21 protein-coding genes are annotated in these 14,150 nt (G+C 68.1%); 10 read left to right on the top strand and 11 right to left on the bottom strand.

Annotated elements, in window-relative coordinates; translation table 11 throughout:
- Positions 1 to 49: 49 nt before the first annotated feature.
- The gene (locus AC1DMQ_RS16850; protein ID WP_477034707.1) at positions 50 to 424 is read left to right on the top strand and encodes a hypothetical protein; all 375 of its coding nucleotides are present in this window, start codon (positions 50 to 52) and stop codon (positions 422 to 424) included.
- A gap of 6 nt (positions 425 to 430) precedes the next feature.
- On the opposite strand, the gene AC1DMQ_RS16845 is transcribed toward AC1DMQ_RS16850, so the two are convergent.
- The 4 genes from AC1DMQ_RS16845 to AC1DMQ_RS16830 all read right to left on the bottom strand — a co-directional run bounded on the left by AC1DMQ_RS16845 (position 431) and on the right by AC1DMQ_RS16830 (position 2,487).
- Positions 431 to 850 carry an acyl-CoA thioesterase gene (locus AC1DMQ_RS16845; protein ID WP_477034706.1) on the bottom strand — a complete coding sequence of 140 codons (420 nt, stop codon included), beginning with the start codon at positions 848 to 850 and terminating at the stop codon, positions 431 to 433.
- Positions 851 to 929: 79 nt separating this feature from the next.
- Complete coding sequence (gene grxD / locus AC1DMQ_RS16840; protein ID WP_477034705.1) at positions 930 to 1,271, bottom strand: Grx4 family monothiol glutaredoxin; 342 nt, start codon at positions 1,269 to 1,271, stop codon at positions 930 to 932.
- A 77-nt stretch (positions 1,272 to 1,348) separates the two neighbouring features.
- On the bottom strand, positions 1,349 to 2,245 hold the full coding sequence (locus AC1DMQ_RS16835; protein WP_477034704.1) for an aldo-keto reductase family protein: 897 nt from the start codon (positions 2,243 to 2,245) through the stop codon (positions 1,349 to 1,351).
- Between the two features lie 5 nt (positions 2,246 to 2,250).
- Positions 2,251 to 2,487 (bottom strand): BolA/IbaG family iron-sulfur metabolism protein, encoded by a 237-nt coding sequence (locus AC1DMQ_RS16830; RefSeq protein WP_477034703.1) that lies wholly within the window; start codon positions 2,485 to 2,487, stop codon positions 2,251 to 2,253.
- Between the two features lie 163 nt (positions 2,488 to 2,650).
- Between AC1DMQ_RS16830 and AC1DMQ_RS16825 the strand changes: the two genes are divergently transcribed.
- Together AC1DMQ_RS16825 and AC1DMQ_RS16820 are read left to right on the top strand one after the other, a co-directional pair.
- A complete protein-coding gene (locus AC1DMQ_RS16825; protein ID WP_477034702.1) occupies positions 2,651 to 3,286 on the top strand; it encodes a hypothetical protein in 636 nt (211 codons plus the stop codon).
- Positions 3,287 to 3,365: 79 nt separating this feature from the next.
- On the top strand, positions 3,366 to 4,295 hold the full coding sequence (locus tag AC1DMQ_RS16820; protein WP_477034701.1) for a M20/M25/M40 family metallo-hydrolase: 930 nt from the start codon (positions 3,366 to 3,368) through the stop codon (positions 4,293 to 4,295).
- Between the two features lie 155 nt (positions 4,296 to 4,450).
- On the opposite strand, the gene AC1DMQ_RS16815 is transcribed toward AC1DMQ_RS16820, so the two are convergent.
- On the bottom strand, positions 4,451 to 4,648 hold the full coding sequence (locus tag AC1DMQ_RS16815; protein WP_165188850.1) for a hypothetical protein: 198 nt from the start codon (positions 4,646 to 4,648) through the stop codon (positions 4,451 to 4,453).
- 113 nt (positions 4,649 to 4,761) lie between these two features.
- Complete coding sequence (locus AC1DMQ_RS16810; RefSeq protein ID WP_477034700.1) at positions 4,762 to 5,571, bottom strand: SDR family NAD(P)-dependent oxidoreductase; 810 nt, start codon at positions 5,569 to 5,571, stop codon at positions 4,762 to 4,764.
- Between the two features lie 159 nt (positions 5,572 to 5,730).
- Here AC1DMQ_RS16810 and AC1DMQ_RS16805 point away from each other — a divergent pair, with 159 nt between their 5' ends.
- The 3 genes from AC1DMQ_RS16805 to AC1DMQ_RS16795 all read left to right on the top strand — a co-directional run bounded on the left by AC1DMQ_RS16805 (position 5,731) and on the right by AC1DMQ_RS16795 (position 7,116).
- Positions 5,731 to 6,192 (top strand): winged helix-turn-helix transcriptional regulator, encoded by a 462-nt coding sequence (locus tag AC1DMQ_RS16805; protein ID WP_477034699.1) that lies wholly within the window; start codon positions 5,731 to 5,733, stop codon positions 6,190 to 6,192.
- A 101-nt stretch (positions 6,193 to 6,293) separates the two neighbouring features.
- Positions 6,294 to 6,914 carry a hypothetical protein gene (locus AC1DMQ_RS16800; protein ID WP_477034698.1) on the top strand — a complete coding sequence of 207 codons (621 nt, stop codon included), beginning with the start codon at positions 6,294 to 6,296 and terminating at the stop codon, positions 6,912 to 6,914.
- Between the two features lie 13 nt (positions 6,915 to 6,927).
- A complete protein-coding gene (locus AC1DMQ_RS16795; RefSeq protein ID WP_477034697.1) occupies positions 6,928 to 7,116 on the top strand; it encodes a hypothetical protein in 189 nt (62 codons plus the stop codon).
- 19 nt (positions 7,117 to 7,135) lie between these two features.
- On the opposite strand, the gene AC1DMQ_RS16790 is transcribed toward AC1DMQ_RS16795, so the two are convergent.
- On the bottom strand, positions 7,136 to 8,011 hold the full coding sequence (locus AC1DMQ_RS16790; protein WP_477034696.1) for an oxidoreductase: 876 nt from the start codon (positions 8,009 to 8,011) through the stop codon (positions 7,136 to 7,138).
- A gap of 142 nt (positions 8,012 to 8,153) precedes the next feature.
- Here AC1DMQ_RS16790 and AC1DMQ_RS16785 point away from each other — a divergent pair, with 142 nt between their 5' ends.
- Positions 8,154 to 9,038: an AraC family transcriptional regulator gene (locus AC1DMQ_RS16785; protein WP_477034695.1), complete on the top strand. Its 885-nt coding sequence runs from the start codon at positions 8,154 to 8,156 to the stop codon at positions 9,036 to 9,038.
- Positions 9,039 to 9,047: 9 nt separating this feature from the next.
- On the opposite strand, the gene AC1DMQ_RS16780 is transcribed toward AC1DMQ_RS16785, so the two are convergent.
- The 3 genes from AC1DMQ_RS16780 to purL all read right to left on the bottom strand — a co-directional run bounded on the left by AC1DMQ_RS16780 (position 9,048) and on the right by purL (position 12,478).
- Positions 9,048 to 9,758: a DUF6624 domain-containing protein gene (locus AC1DMQ_RS16780; RefSeq protein ID WP_477034694.1), complete on the bottom strand. Its 711-nt coding sequence runs from the start codon at positions 9,756 to 9,758 to the stop codon at positions 9,048 to 9,050.
- 50 nt (positions 9,759 to 9,808) lie between these two features.
- Positions 9,809 to 10,165 carry a hypothetical protein gene (locus AC1DMQ_RS16775; protein WP_477034693.1) on the bottom strand — a complete coding sequence of 119 codons (357 nt, stop codon included), beginning with the start codon at positions 10,163 to 10,165 and terminating at the stop codon, positions 9,809 to 9,811.
- Between the two features lie 102 nt (positions 10,166 to 10,267).
- On the bottom strand, positions 10,268 to 12,478 hold the full coding sequence (purL, locus tag AC1DMQ_RS16770) for a phosphoribosylformylglycinamidine synthase subunit PurL (protein ID WP_477034692.1): 2,211 nt from the start codon (positions 12,476 to 12,478) through the stop codon (positions 10,268 to 10,270).
- Between the two features lie 67 nt (positions 12,479 to 12,545).
- Between purL and AC1DMQ_RS16765 the strand changes: the two genes are divergently transcribed.
- Genes AC1DMQ_RS16765 through AC1DMQ_RS16755 form a run of 3 tightly spaced genes read left to right on the top strand, consistent with a single transcriptional unit; the run spans position 12,546 to position 13,794 of the window.
- Positions 12,546 to 12,806 carry a type II toxin-antitoxin system VapB family antitoxin gene (locus tag AC1DMQ_RS16765; protein ID WP_477034691.1) on the top strand — a complete coding sequence of 87 codons (261 nt, stop codon included), beginning with the start codon at positions 12,546 to 12,548 and terminating at the stop codon, positions 12,804 to 12,806.
- Positions 12,806 to 13,201 carry a type II toxin-antitoxin system VapC family toxin gene (locus AC1DMQ_RS16760; protein ID WP_477034690.1) on the top strand — a complete coding sequence of 132 codons (396 nt, stop codon included), beginning with the start codon at positions 12,806 to 12,808 and terminating at the stop codon, positions 13,199 to 13,201. Before AC1DMQ_RS16765 ends, AC1DMQ_RS16760 begins: the two co-directional genes overlap by 1 nt.
- Positions 13,198 to 13,794 (top strand): peptidylprolyl isomerase, encoded by a 597-nt coding sequence (locus AC1DMQ_RS16755; RefSeq protein ID WP_477034689.1) that lies wholly within the window; start codon positions 13,198 to 13,200, stop codon positions 13,792 to 13,794. The genes AC1DMQ_RS16760 and AC1DMQ_RS16755 overlap by 4 nt, the downstream gene beginning before the upstream one ends.
- Here AC1DMQ_RS16755 and AC1DMQ_RS16750 read toward each other — a convergent pair.
- A complete protein-coding gene (locus AC1DMQ_RS16750) occupies positions 13,791 to 14,087 on the bottom strand; it encodes a hypothetical protein (protein ID WP_477034688.1) in 297 nt (98 codons plus the stop codon). The genes AC1DMQ_RS16755 and AC1DMQ_RS16750 overlap by 4 nt on opposite strands.
- Between the last annotated feature and the right edge of the window lie 63 nt (positions 14,088 to 14,150).

Here is a 14,150-nt window from a genome sequence, read left to right as displayed (position 1 = left end):
GAGCCGTGGGCAAACTAGGGCTCAGTTTCCCTTCCTTGCCAAGGCTCGCATGATCCTCCACCGACGCCGACTGCTGGCCGCGGGGCTGTTTCTGGCCTTGGGTGGCTGCGCGGGGCGCGGGGGCGTGACGCTGGTCGCCGGCGGACGCAACGCTCCGGCCGAACTGGAGGCCCTGAGCGCCCTGGAGGCCGACGCGACGGGGCTGACCTTGAAGGTGGCCTCCACCGGCTGCACGACGCGGGAGGATTTCACCTTCTATGTCGACCGGTCCGGTCCCCAGCCGACGGTGGCCTTCGCGCGCAAGCGGCTGGACCTGTGCAAGCGCGCGCCGACAACGGCGGCCGTGCGCTTCAGCTATCAGGAACTGGGCGTGCCGGGGCAGGGGCGGCTGGCGGTGCTCAATCCGGTGAGCATGCCGCGCTAGCTTGGTTCAGCCCTTGGGCGTGAACCGCTCGACCATCCAGGGCAGCACGCGGGCAGGCCGTTTGGCGGCGATGTCGATCAGCACCCAGTCGGTGCGGCTCTGGGCGCACATCTCGCCATCGGGGCCGTCGATGCGGAAGAAGCGCTCGAAGCGCGGGCCCTTCAGCTCGCCCACCCAGGTGTAGCCGGTGGCGATCTCGTTCGGCAGCAGTTCGCGGCGGTAGTCGATCTCGTGGCGGCGGGCGACCCAGCTCCACGGAGCCCGTTCCGCCGGCGTGGCCCAGGCGTCCCAATGGGCGATCGCCAGGTCCTGGCCCCAGGCCAGGTAGACCACGTTGTTGACGTGGCCGTTGGCGTCGATCTCCGACGCCTTCGGTTCGAAGGTCAGTTTGAACGCGTCGCCCGGCGGGACGAAGACCTTGCTCACAGGCGCCCCCCGAAAGTGTTGGCGGTTTCGGGGTGAGGGCGCGCGTTCTCTAGAAGAAGTGAGCCCTCCGTAGGAGGGTTCACGCCTCGATCAGGCCTTGCTCGGCCAGCAGGGTCTTCAGCTCGCCCGACTGGAACATCTCGCGGACGATGTCGCTGCCGCCGATGAACTCGCCCTTGACGTAGAGCTGGGGAATGGTCGGCCAGTCGGTGAAGGTCTTGATGCCCTGGCGCAGCTCGTCATCCTGCAGCACGTCGACGCCGATGAAGCTGACGCCGAGGTGATCGAGGATCTGGACGCTGATCGACGAGAAGCCGCAGCGCGGCTGGTCCGGCACGCCCTTCATGAACAGGACCACGGGGTTTTCGGCCACGGTCTTGGCGATGAAGTCGATGGCGGGGGAGGAGGCGACGTCGGTCATGGAAGGAAATCCTTGGGCGTAGGCTCTCAGCTAGGCGCCGCGACCCTCCGGGTCAAGCCTTGGGGCCGTCGTCAGCGTCAGGCGCGACGCTTTGCCTTCGCCGCTTCCTGGGCCGAGAAGCGGGCCATCTCGATCTGGGCGGCGCAGCCGGTGGGCAGGTCGCGCTCGGCCATGGCGGCCAGGGCCTCGATCTCGGCGGGCGTGCTGGCCGTGACCTGGACGGTGGCCAGGGACGGCTCGGTCAGGGCGTAGGCCAGGCAGATCTGCTGGGCGTTCCAGCCCGGCGTGTTGCGCAGGAAGTCATAGCCGCCGACGTCGGCCAGCGGGTCGGTGCGGCGTCGCCACAGCGACGGCTTGGGCAGGAAGCTGGCCTTGTGCTCCTCGCGCAGCACGTCAGGCCAGTAGTCCTGGCCGATCACGGCCATCTCGCGGGTCATGGCGGCGCGCACGCGATTGCGCTCCACCCAGCCCGAGGCCAGGTTGAACGGTGTGGCCATGGCCTCGAACTGGCCCGAGGCGACATAGGCGTCGAAGTTTTCGCCGGCCCCGGCCACGCCCAGCAGGCGGATCAGCCGCGCGCCGCGCAAGGCCTTCAGCTGCTCCAGGGTCTCGGCGGGAAAGGCGTTCTTGTCCGGGTCGTCCAAGGTGGCCAGGTCCAGGTGGCCCAGGCCGGTGCGATCCAGGGCCTGGTCGATCATGTCGTGGACGGCCTGGGCCCGCAGGGCGCGGTCGCTGGAGCCGCGCAGCCGCCAGCCGATGAACAGCAGCCGTCGTTCGACCGTCGAGAAGGCCTCGGTCGCACCCTCGATCAGGGCCGGCGAGACGCCGTCGATCTCGAAGCTGTTGATGCCGCTTTCCAGCGCCGCGAAGATCAGCTTGCGCCAGTCCGCGCCCCGCAGGCGAGGCTGGTCCTCGAGCCTCAGCGAGATCGCCGAGACCGCCACGCCCGCGCTTCCGAAGGGGCGATAGCGCATGGCGTCTACTCCGTGGGAGCGGCGGTTTCGAGGGCCAGGGCGTGCAGCGTCCCGCCCAGCACGTCGGCCAGGGCGCGATTGACCATCTGATGCTGCTTGACCCGGTTCAGGCCGCGGAAGGCGGGCGAGACGATCCGCGCCTTGTAGTGGTCGCCGTCGCCGGCCAGGTCGGTCAGCACGATCTCGGCGTCCGGAAAGGCGTCGTGCAGGCGGGCTTCGAGGTCGGGGAAGGACATGGGCACGGCGGAAGACTCCGAATCTCTCGACCTTGGGTATGCCGTGTAAACCTTAAGAACGGGCATACGGAAAAATGCGCGCTCCGGCCGAAACGTTGCTTTCTCGACTTGCGCGATAACGGAATCTCACGGAATGATCACGGTGGCGTGATAATTCCGTGAGGTGGCCGTGAGCTTGTTTCGCATCTTGCTGATGACCTTGGCCGCCGCCGCCCTGTCCGGCTGCGATCTGGTGGTTTCCAAGACGCCGCTGATCTCGCCGGCGGACACGCGGGGCGCGGTCATGCCCCGGGAGGGTTGGTGGGTTCGAGTCGACGACACTTGTCGGTTCGACGCCCGCAAGCCGGTTCGAAAATGGCCGCGCTGCGTGGACAGCGCGCTCGTCCGTCCGGCCGCGACCGCCGGCTTCAACGCCGTTCAGGGCTTCAACACCGAGCTTGGCGCCTGGGAGTCGTACCCCTTCCTGATGACGCCGGGGGATCCGCAGTTGGTCCAGTACGAGGACCGGCGGGACGGATGGTCGGTCTATTACTACTACGGCCTGAAGCCCGTGATGCGGGACAATGAGGGCCGCATGACCGAAGCGCTGATCTGGTTCGCTCAGTGCAACCGGTCCGATGACGCCATCGGTGGCGAAGTCGCGGAACCGCGATTGCCTCCCGGGCTTGGCCCCGACGGCGCGACGAACGACTGCGTCGCGGCCGACGTCGCGACGGTTCGGGCGGCGGTCGTCGCCAGCCACGGGCCGGACGATATGCGCCTGCGCTGGGCCCGCGACGCGCGCCCGGACGATTTCGCCAAATGAGCTCGGCGAAAAATGACGATGAATTCATTGCGGAATTCAGGCGACGCGCGGCATGAAGGCCGGATCAACGAGGTCCCGCATGCGTCTCTTCCTGGCTTCCGCCGCTCTCGCGCTCGTCTTCACGGCCCCTGCCCACGCCGCGCCCAAACCCGGCGCCCACGCGCTGGACGACGTCCGCATCCTGTCCGCCGACAACATGGAGGGCCGGGGCGTCGGCACGCCGGGCGGGGCCAAGGCGCGGGCCTATATCGTCAAGCGCTTCGAGCAGATCGGGCTGAGGCCGCAAGGCGCGACCTTCGAGCGGCCGTTCACCTTCAAGCCTAGGACCTTCGGCAAGGACGTCACCGGGGTGAACCTAGTGGCGCGGATCGAGGGTACGTCCAGCTCGGACAAGGTGCTGGTGGTCTCGGCCCATTACGACCACCTGGGGGTCCGCAAGGGGCAGGTCTATAACGGGGCCGACGACAACGCCTCGGGGATCGCCGGCCTGCTGGCCGTGGCCGAGGCGTTCAAGGCCAGGCCGCMGCGCCACGACGTGCTGATCGTCGCCTTCGACGCCGAGGAGAGCGGGCTGAAGGGCGCCAAGGCGTTCGTCGCCGATCCGCCCGTGCCGCTGGCAAAGATCGGACTGGCCGTCAATTTCGACATGATCAGCAAGAACGCCCGCAACCAGCTCTATGTCAGCGGGGCCGGCCCACAGCCCTGGCTGAAGCCGGTGCTGGACGGCGTGGCCAGGGCCGCGCCGGTCAAGCTGCTGCTGGGCCACGACACCGACGCCCACGGCAAGGAAAACAACTGGACCCAGCAGTCAGACCAAGGACCGTTCGCCGAAGCCGGAGTGCCCTGGGTCTATTTCGGCGTCGAGGACCACCCCGAATACCACCAGCCCACCGACGACTTCGCCACCGTGCCGCAGGACTTCTTCAAGCACGCGGCGGCCACCGTGGTCGCCGCGACCCGGGCGCTGGACGACGACCTGGACGGGATCGACCGGGCGGCGGGGCGGTAGAATGCAGCGTTCCGGGAGGCGATCACTTGCCCCCTACGGACCGTTTCGCGGTCGTCTTCCCCCACAGGGGGAAGAGGGCGCCGGGGTTCTCGTCCTCCGCCCCCTATGGGGGCGGACAGACCGCGAAGCGGTCAGGTGGGGGCAAGTGGGTGAGCCTACCCGGCGCTCTCTTCTTCCGCCTCGTCGTCGGCCTCCAGGCCGAACACCTCGTCGATGACCTCGACGATCTCCTCCAGGTCGTCCAGCGTGACCCGCAGCTTCAGGGTCTGCTCGTCATCGCCGGTGACGGTCAGGAAGATCCCTTCGGCGGTTTCCTCGAGAATGAACTCGTCCAGGTTCGGAATGGCGGCCATGTCGGTTTCCTCGGTTGGCGGACAAGCGACCGGGAGCGGCGTTCGCTCCCGGTCATCTCTCGTCGTCACGCGATAGATAGTGTCGCGATGCGCCAATGTCGTGACGGCTTTAGTTAGGCGGGAACGGCCGTCCGGTAGCGCTCGGCCGAGCGGTTGCGCGACAGGTTCGGCAGCAGCTTGGCCCGGGCCGCGTCATAGGCGGCGAAGTCGGCCGGGTCGGGCAGGGACGGGATGGTGATCAGCTCGCCCTGGAAGAAGCCGGCCAGGGCCGAGTCGACCAGGTCGTCCAGCTCCATCAGCATGTTCGGGTCTAGCACCTCGGCGCCGCCGTGGCCCGAACGGTCCCAGATCTCGGTGCGGGTCGCGCCCGGCAGCACGGCCTGGAGGTGGATGTTGGGGCTCAGCTGCAGGCGCAGGGTCTGGGTGAAGTAGGTCACATAGGCCTTGGTCGCGCCGTACACGGCCATCTGCAGTTCTGGGGCCAGGCCGACCACGGACGAGATGTTGACGATCGCGCCGCGGTCGCGCGCCGCGAAGGCCTTGGCGGCGGCGTGGGCCAGGCGGGTCACCGAGACGATGTTCAGCTGGATCATGCTGTCGATCCGCTCCAGATCCTGTTCCACGAACGGTCCGGAGAGGGCGACGCCGGCGTTGTTGATCAGGATGTCGATCGCGGCGTCGTCGGCCAAGCGGGCCTCGACCTTGGCCAGGTCGGCCTTGTCGGTCAGGTCGGCGGTGATGATGTCGACCTTCACGCCGGTCGCGGCCTTCAGCTTGGCGGCCAGGGTTTCCAGCCGCGCGGTGTCGCGGGCCACCAGCACCAGGTCGTGGCCGGCGCGGGCCAGGCGGTCGGCATAGGTGGCGCCGATGCCGGTGGAGGCGCCGGTGATCAGGGCCGCGCCGCGAATGTCTTGCTTGCTCATCGTCTTCGTCCCGAAGGGGTTGGGCGAGGCCCCATGGCCCTGCCGTGACGCTGAAATGGTATGTCACTTTCAAAACGCAAGTGACTAACTTTCGATTTGCTAGCGAAGGCCTATATTAGCGTCATGACACGACGCGCCTTCGATCCTGGACAATGCCCCGTGGGCCGTACGCTGGAGCGCGTCGGCGACACCTGGAGTCTGATGATCCTGCGCGACGCCCTGCAAGGCGTGTCGAAGTTCGATCAGTTCCAGAAGAGCCTGGGCGTGGCGCCCAACATCCTGACCCAGCGGCTGGCGGCCCTGGTCGAGACGGGTTTCCTGGAGCGTCGGCCCTATCAGGAACGGCCGGTGCGCCACGAATACGTGCCGACCGACCTGGCGCGGGATTTCGCGCCGGTGCTGACGGCGCTGATGGCGTTCGGCAACCGCCACTTTGCGGCCGAGGGCATAGCCAGTCAGATGGTCGACGCCGTCACGGGCTTTGCCGCCGAGCCGGTGCTGGTGGATCGCCGCTCGGGCAAGCCGATGGATGATCCCGACTTCGTCTACGCCGCCGGTCCGGCGGCCGGTCCCGTGGTGTTGGAGCGCGTGGCCCAGGTGGCGCGAGGGCGAGGCCGCTAGGAGAGCGGAGACCACCTTCGATAGTGCGTGGTCAGGTTTCGGCTTTTGAGTGTAGGTTTCCCGCAAGGTCCGCCGAACGCCGGGCCATCAGGGTGGGGCGCATGGACATCAAGCTGAACTTCATCAACGATTCCAACGATGTGAATAACAGCGAGGCCGTGATCTTCGCCAAGAACGCGGCGACGGGCGTCAGCGAGATCGCGGTGGCTTGGCTGGTGATCCAGAACTGCGGCCGGGGCGATCACCACCCGTTCGTCTATCCGATGACCACCCAGGTCGGGGCCAGCGACAGCTTCGGCAACTACATGCCCCTGTTGGACGCGACCAACGGCCAGCAGTTCCTCGTGGTGCGCGACACCTCGGGAGACGTCCTGAAGCAGAGCACGGAGAGCGCCGTCAGCTCGAAGCAGATCGAGGTGCTCAACGCCCTGACGGCGGGGGCGATCAATGCCGGGATCTACAAGAGCGGCAAGCTCTACGCCCAGGTCACCAGCGTCGCGCCGCAGCAGAAGGCGGTGTTCCAGTTCAAGCCGACGATCTGGATCGGGGTGGTCTCACAGGCGGTCGAGGGAGAGGTAATGGACTCGGCCATCGTCTCGTCGGTCAACACCGAGCTTTCCCTGCTGGGCATAGCCGGCGCCGACATCGTGATGACCGGTGGCGGCGCGGGTTCGAGCGCGAAGCCGTTCATGTTCACCCTGGCGAACGTCACCTACGCCTAGGCTGGAGGGCGCGATGATCCTGACCCTGATCTGGAAGTGGCTGCGCGGCCTGTGGCGGGACGCCCATGCGGCGCCCGCCCTGGAGGCCCCCAAGCCGGGCCTGGAAGGCGAGGCGGCGCTCGACTTTCGCAATCAGTCGAACGACACGAACAATTCCGGCGTCGTCATCTTCGAAGGCGACGGGCCCCGGCCCGCGAAGTGAGCGGGGCCCGTCTCTTGGATCAGCCCCAGGTTCCGGCCGCGGCTTCGGCCTGAGCCGGGACGTCGTCGCCGTCGGTGGTGACCGACAGGTCCTTCCAGGCGTCCAGTTCGGCCTGCAGGCTGGCGATCTTGCCGCCGATCATCGCCACGGCGTCCGAGCCGGCGGCGAAGCGCAGCGGCGGGGCGGCGCGCTCGGCCAGGTCGACCAGCACGCGGCCCAGCTTGGCCGGATCGCCCGCCTGGGCGTGGTTGCGGGCGTCCCAGAAGGCCTTCATCTGGGCCGACAGCGCGGCATAGTCCTCGATCTGGCGCGAGCCGTACTGGACGGAGGTCTGATCCAGGAAGTCGGTGCGGAAGAAGCCGGGCTCGACGATCGTCACGTGGATGCCGAACGGCGCGACCTCCCGGGCGATCGATTCCGAGAAGCCCTCGACCGCGAACTTGGCGGCGCAGTAGAGCGAGCCGCCTTCGCCGCCCAGCAGGCCGCCGACCGACGAGATGTTGAAGATCCGACCCGAGCGCTGGCGGCGCATGGCGGGCAGGACGGCGCGGGTCACGTTGTAGAGGCCGAAGACGTTGGTGTCGTACTGGGCGCGGGCCTCGGCGTCGGTGGTCTCCTCGAACAGACCCAGATTGCCGTAGCCGGCGTTGTTGACCAGCACGTCGATCCGCCCGAAGCGGGCCAGGGTCGCCTCGACCGCCGCCAGGGCGTCGGCCTCGCGGGTGACGTCGAGGGTCAGCGAGAGCAGCGTTTCGCTGTCGGGACCGAACGCGGCTTCCAGCGCCTCGCGACGGCGGCCGGTGACCACGACGCGGTCGCCGGCGGCCAGGGCCGCCTTGGCAATTTCGGCGCCGAGGCCGCGGGCCGCGCCGGTGACGAACCAGATCTTGCTCATGGGGTATCTCCTTGTCTGTGGCGCTATTGAAGGCCTCGGGACCCCATGGACGTTAGGGCGTTGCTCGCAAGCTCTTGCACGATCCGATCAGTCGCGACGTCTCGCGCTTGATGCGCGCGCTCGGCTGGGCGCATGTGGAGGCATGGATCCGTTGACCGAAATCCGCGCGCTGCTCGACCGCCACGCCCCCGAGGGAACCTGGGAGACGCCGGTCCCCGGCCTGACCCTGTTCCTGGCCAGCGCCCCGACCGAGCCGATGCCGATCGTCTATCAGCCGCTGCTGTGCCTGATTGTGACCGGGGCCAAGCACACGGTGCTGGGCGATCGGATCTTCCGCTACGACGCGGGCAAGTTCCTGACCGTGTCGGTCGACCTGCCGGTCACCGGCCAGGTGATCGAGGCGCCCTATGCGGCCCTCGCCGTCGTCCTGGACCCGGCCAAGATCGCCCGCCTGATCCTGGAGGCGCCCGCGCCGGCGACTCCGGTCGCGCCGGGCGGCCTGCAAGTGAACGAGGCGGGCCCTGACCTGCTGGACGCCATCCTGCGGCTGCTGCGTCTGCTGGATCGGCCGGCCGATATCCCGGTGCTGGCGCCGATGCTGGAGCGGGAAGTGCTGTGGCGGTTGCTGCAAGGGCCCACCGGCGGGATGGTCCGGCAGATCGGCCTGGCCGAAAGCCGTCTGTCGCAGGTGAACCGCGCGATCCAGTGGCTGCAGGCCAATCTGGCCGCGCCCATGCAGGTGGAGGCCCTGGCGCGCCTGGCGGGCATGAGCCCGGCCTCGTTCCATCGCCACTTCAAGGCGGTCACGGCCATGAGCCCGCTGCAGTACCAGAAGCAGCTGCGCCTTCAGGCGGCGCGGACCCTGCTGCTGACCCGGCCGGGCGACGTGGCCGGAGCCGGCTTCAGCGTCGGCTACGACAGCGCCAGCCAGTTCAGCCGCGAATACGCCCGCCTGTTCGGCGCGCCTCCGGGCCGCGACGCCGCCCGATTACGGGCGTCTCCCCAGGCCGCGTTCGCCGTGGCCTGAGGCGAGCGTCTAGCCGCCGGCGTTGGGCGGGACGAACCGTCTGGAGCAGGCCTTGCCGATCGGTAGGCGTTCGATGGTTTCGGCCTGGGTCTCGCCGAAGCGGATCGCGGCCCGGCGAGCGTCGACCGTGGCGGGGTCCTTGGTCGTCCAGATCGCCCAACGAGTCCCGTCGCACACCGCCTGGCTGCCGTAGACCTGCGGCTTGCCCTTGTACATCTCCACCCGGTCCAGCAGCAGGGCGTAGTCGTGGCCGTTCACCTCGCCGCGCCGGGCCAGCGGGGCCATGGCGGCCAGGCTGCGGGCCATGAAGGCGTTGTCGGGCGAGTGCTGGACGATCAGCCAGGCGTTGGTGGCGGTCTGCACGCCGTCGCGACTGTTGCGGAACCAGCCGTCCTTGGGAACCAGCGCCTTCAGGCGTTCGGTATTGGCGGCGTCGAGAGCGGTGATGTCGCGCCACATGGCCGCCTGGGCGGCCTTGGCCTCGGCGTCGCTCAGGCTGTCGGGGACGTCCTTGCTCTTGCGGGCGGTCTGGTCGAGCTCGACCATGCGGGCGATCTCGCCGGCGGTGCTTTCCGGCGGGCCTGCTTGGCGATGCCGGGCGCGCACGGCGTCCATCTTGGCGCGGAAGGCCTCCAGCGCCGCCTGGGCGGGCGGGGAAAGGGGCGTCGGCGCCGCATCCGGCGAGGCCAGCACGGCGAAGGCGAGCAGGATCGAGATCATGCCCGCAGCTTCACCGTTCCAGCCTAGGGTTGCAACGCCCTAGACGGCGCCTAGTCGACGCAGATCGCGCCAGTCGCCTTGCCGCCGACGATCTTGGCGTAGCAGCCGAACTGGACGTTGGTCTTCTGGCACTGGCCGGTGGTCGCGCCCTGGGCTTCCAGATTGCCCTCGGCGATGCAGGCGCCCTGGCAGTCGGCCTTGTCCGAGCAGGTCTTGCCGGCGTCGGCATAGGGCACGACGCAGGTGGGGCGCTGCATTCGGCCGACCGGCTGCATCGAGCCGCCACGCTGGGCGCATGAAGCGTCGGCGCTCTGGGCGGCGGGGGCAGGCGCCTGGGCCGTCGGGGCGCAGGCCGCCATCAGACTGACGGCCAGGCTCGCCGCGGCGAGGATCGAGAACTTACGCATGCCAAACTCCGAGAAGGCGGGATGGAGCCGCATCGCGCGATGCGGCTCCTTGGTTCCGGTCTGTGCGGTGCGTCTATGTCCGCGTGATGACGCCCGTCTAGGTTAGGCGGCGCCCATGAAGCCCGGCAGCCAGGCCTCGTGGGCCGTGCGCAGGGTTTCCAGCGGGATGCTGAACAGGTCGGTCGAAGCGAAGGCCTCGCCGCCCGCCACGCCGGCCACGATGGCGTGGACGCCGGCCTCCTTGGCCGCGGCCAGCACCGCGTCCGGGTCGGGCGTGGCGACCAGGTAGCGGGCCTGGTCCTCGCCGAACAGATAAGGGTGGGCGTGGGCCTGGCTGGTGGCGTTCAGGGTGACGCCGACCTTGCTGGCCAGGGCGATGTCGGCCGCGGCGATCAGCAGGCCGCCGTCCGACAGGTCGTGCAGGCCCGCGACCAGGCCGGTCGGGATCAGGCCGCGCACGAAGTCGCCGTTCTTGCGCTCGACGGCCAGGTCGACCGGCGGCGGGGCGCCGTCCTCGCGGCCCAGGATCTCGCGCAGATAGATCGAGGCGCCCAGTTCGCCGTGGGTCTCGCCGATCAGCACCAGGGTGTCGCCCTCGGCCACGTTGCCGAAGCCCATGCGCAGGTCGTAGTCGTCGATCAGGCCCACGGCGCCGACCGTCGGGGTCGGCGGAATGGCGACGCCGTTGGTCTCGTTGTAGAGGCTGACGTTGCCGCTCACGACCGGGAAGTCCAGCGCCCGGCAGGCCTCGGCCATGCCGTCGGTGGCGCGGACGATCTGGCCCATGGTCTCGGGCTTTTCGGGGCTGCCGAAGTTGAGGTTGTCGGTGATGGCGATCGGGGTCGAGCCGGCGGCCGTCAGGTTGCGCCAGGCCTCGGCCACGGCCTGCTTGCCGCCCTCGTAGGGGTCGTTCTGGACGTAGCGCGGGGTGACGTCGCTGGTCACGGCGATGGCCTTGCCCTTGCCGTGGATGCGCACGATGCCGGCGTCGCAGCCGGTGGCGCTGTCCTCCAGGGTGTCGGCCATCACGTGGCGGTCGTACTGCTCCCACAGCCAGCGCTTGGAGGCCATGTCGGGGCTGCCGACCACCTTCAGCACGGCGGCGTTCCAGTCGGCCGGGGCGGCGATCTTGCCCGGGTCCAGGTGCGGATGCAGCGTCGGCTGGACCCAGGGGCGGTCATACAGCGGCGCATCGTCGAACAGCGGGGCCAGCGGCACGTCGCAGACGGTCTCGCCGTGGTGCTTGAGCACCAGGCGGCCAGTGTCGGTGGTGTAGCCGATGACGGCGGCGTCCAGGCCCCACTTCTCGAAGATGGCGTGGCCGTCGCGCTCGCGGCCGGGCTTCAACACCGCCAGCATGCGCTCCTGGCTTTCCGAGAGCATCATCTCGTAGGCGCTCATGCCGGTTTCGCGCTGGGGCACCATGTCCATGTTCAGCTCGATGCCGACCCCGCCCTTGCCGGCCATCTCGACCGACGAGGAGGTCAGGCCCGCCGCGCCCATGTCCTGGATGGCGGCGACGGCGCCGGTGGCCATCAGCTCCAGCGTGGCCTCGATCAGCAGCTTCTCGGCGAAGGGGTCGCCGACTTGGACGGTGGGGCGCTTCTCCTCGGAGTCTTCCGAGAATTCGGCCGACGACATGGTCGCGCCGTGGATGCCGTCGCGGCCGGTCTTGGAGCCGAAATAGACCACGGCCAGGCCCGAACCGGGGGCGGCCGAGTAGAAGATCTTGTCGGCGTCGGCCAGGCCCACGCACATGGCGTTGACCAGGATGTTGCCGTTGTAGCCCTTGTGGAAGTTGGTCTCGCCCGCGACCGTAGGCACGCCCACGCAGTTGCCGTAGCCGGCGATGCCGGCCACCACGCCGTCGACCAGGCGCTTGGTCTTGGGGTGCTCGGGCTCGCCGAAGCGCAGGGCGTTCAACAGGGCGATCGGCCGCGCGCCCATCGTGAAGACGTCGCGCATGATCCCGCCCACGCCCGTCGCCGCGCCTTGGTAGGGCTCGATGTAGGAGGGGTGATTGTGGCTCTCCATCTTGAAGATGATGGCGTCGCCGTCGCCGATGTCGATCACGCCGGCGTTCTCGCCGGGGCCGCAGATCACCCGCGGACCGGTGATCGGGAACTTCTTCAGCTGGTTCTTCGACGACTTGTACGAGCAGTGCTCGGACCACATCACCGAGAACACCCCCAGCTCGACCAGGTTGGGCTCTCGGCCCAGGCGGTCGAGGACGACGCCGTACTCCTCCGCGTTGAGGCCAAATTCACGGGCCGTGTCGGCCATGGACTTCGTGGGGGAGGGCGAGGTGCTCATGGGCGGGCCTTCTAGCGCGGCCGGGGGGATTCCGCTATATTCTAGAAACGTCAAAGGTGGTTCTAGAATGGGCATTAGCATCAAGCGCGCCGATACAGAGGACCTCGTCCGCAAGGTCGCAGCCGCGACAGGCGAGAGTTTGACCGAAACAATTCACCAGGCCGTGGCGGAAAAGGCGTCGCGGCTGGAGCCCGACGGATCTGCGCAGGCCAAGCGTAAGGCTGAGCTTGCGGCCTTCTTTGCCGAATTGGACGCCCGCCCGAGAAATGGCCGTACGCGTGAAGAGATCGAAGCCGAGATGTACGGCGAGTTCGGCGAACTCATTTGATGGTCGTCGACACCTCGGCAATCTACGCCATGATCGCTGGCGAACCCGAGCGGGATAGGTTCTCCGAAGCCATGGAAGCCGCCGCCTCCAAATGGGTCTCGACCATGACCTTGGTCGAATGCGCTTCGGTCTTGCTTGGCAAAGATTTCGAGGGGGAGCCAACGGACATCCTGGACGAATTCATCCGGCTCTATGACCTGACGGTGGTTCCGTTTGACCAAGCGCAGCAGCGCTTGGCGACCGAAGGCCTGATGCGCTTTGGCAAAGGCCGCCATCGCGCCAAGCTCAACATCGGCGACAGCGTAGCCTACGGCCTTTCGCGCAGCCTCGATCAGCCGCTGCTGTTCAAGGGCAACGACTTTGGCCTCACGGACGTAAAGCGAGTTTTCGAATGATCTCCCGCCGCCATCTGCTGGCGCTCGCCGCCGCCCTGCCGCTGACCGCCGCGGGGGCCGCGCCTGTCCGGGTGCGGATGGTCACGGATCTCGGGCCGATCGTCATCGAGCTCTATCCGGACAAGGCGCCGATCACCGTGGCCAATTTCCTGGCCTATGCGGACCAGCATTTGCTGGACGGCGGCGCTTTCTACCGGACGGTCTCGCCGAAGAACGACAACAACCCCGCCACCATCAGCGTCATCCAGGGCGGGCTGAACCGCGACGACAGCCCGCTGCCCGCCATCACCCACGAGACCACCAAGGTCACGGGCGTGCTGCACACCGACGGGGTGATCTCGATGGCGCGTGACCAGCCGGGCTCGGCGGGTTCGGAGTTCTTCATTTGCATCGGCGACAATCCGGCCCTGGATTTCGGCGGCGCCCGCAACAAGGACGGCCAGGGCTTCGCGGCGTTCGGCAAGGTGGTCGAGGGCATGGACGTGGTCCGCAAGATCCACGACGCCCCCACCGTGACCAAGGCCGACGACCCTTATATGAAGGGGCAGATTATCGAAAATCCGGTGAAGATTCAAAAGCTAAGCCGGAACTAAGGCAGCTTGGCGCTGGGAACGGGGTGAATCCCGAGCCGTTTTCTCCTTCGTGCGCGATCGGCGCGCTGTCCAAGGAGAAAGCCATGGGTGAAGACAAAAAGACCCGGAATCCGCAACAGCAGCAGAACGACCCGCAGCGACAGTCCCCGGGTCAGCAGCAGCAACAGGGCGATCGCAATCGCCAGAACGAACAGGGCCGCAATCCGGGCGGCCAGGCCAACCAGGCCGATCAGCAGCGGCGCGACCGCTGACGACGACTGCTCCGTGAATGTGAAGGAGGGCCGGAGGCGCAAGCCTCCGGCCCTTTTCGTTGTAACTGACCACTTGCCCCCTACGGGTCGCTTCGCGACCGTCTT

This window comes from Caulobacter sp. 05L422, assembly GCF_056397765.1.
The sequence above is the reverse complement of the archived record's forward strand: the minus strand, read 5'-3'. Positions and strand labels throughout refer to the sequence as shown.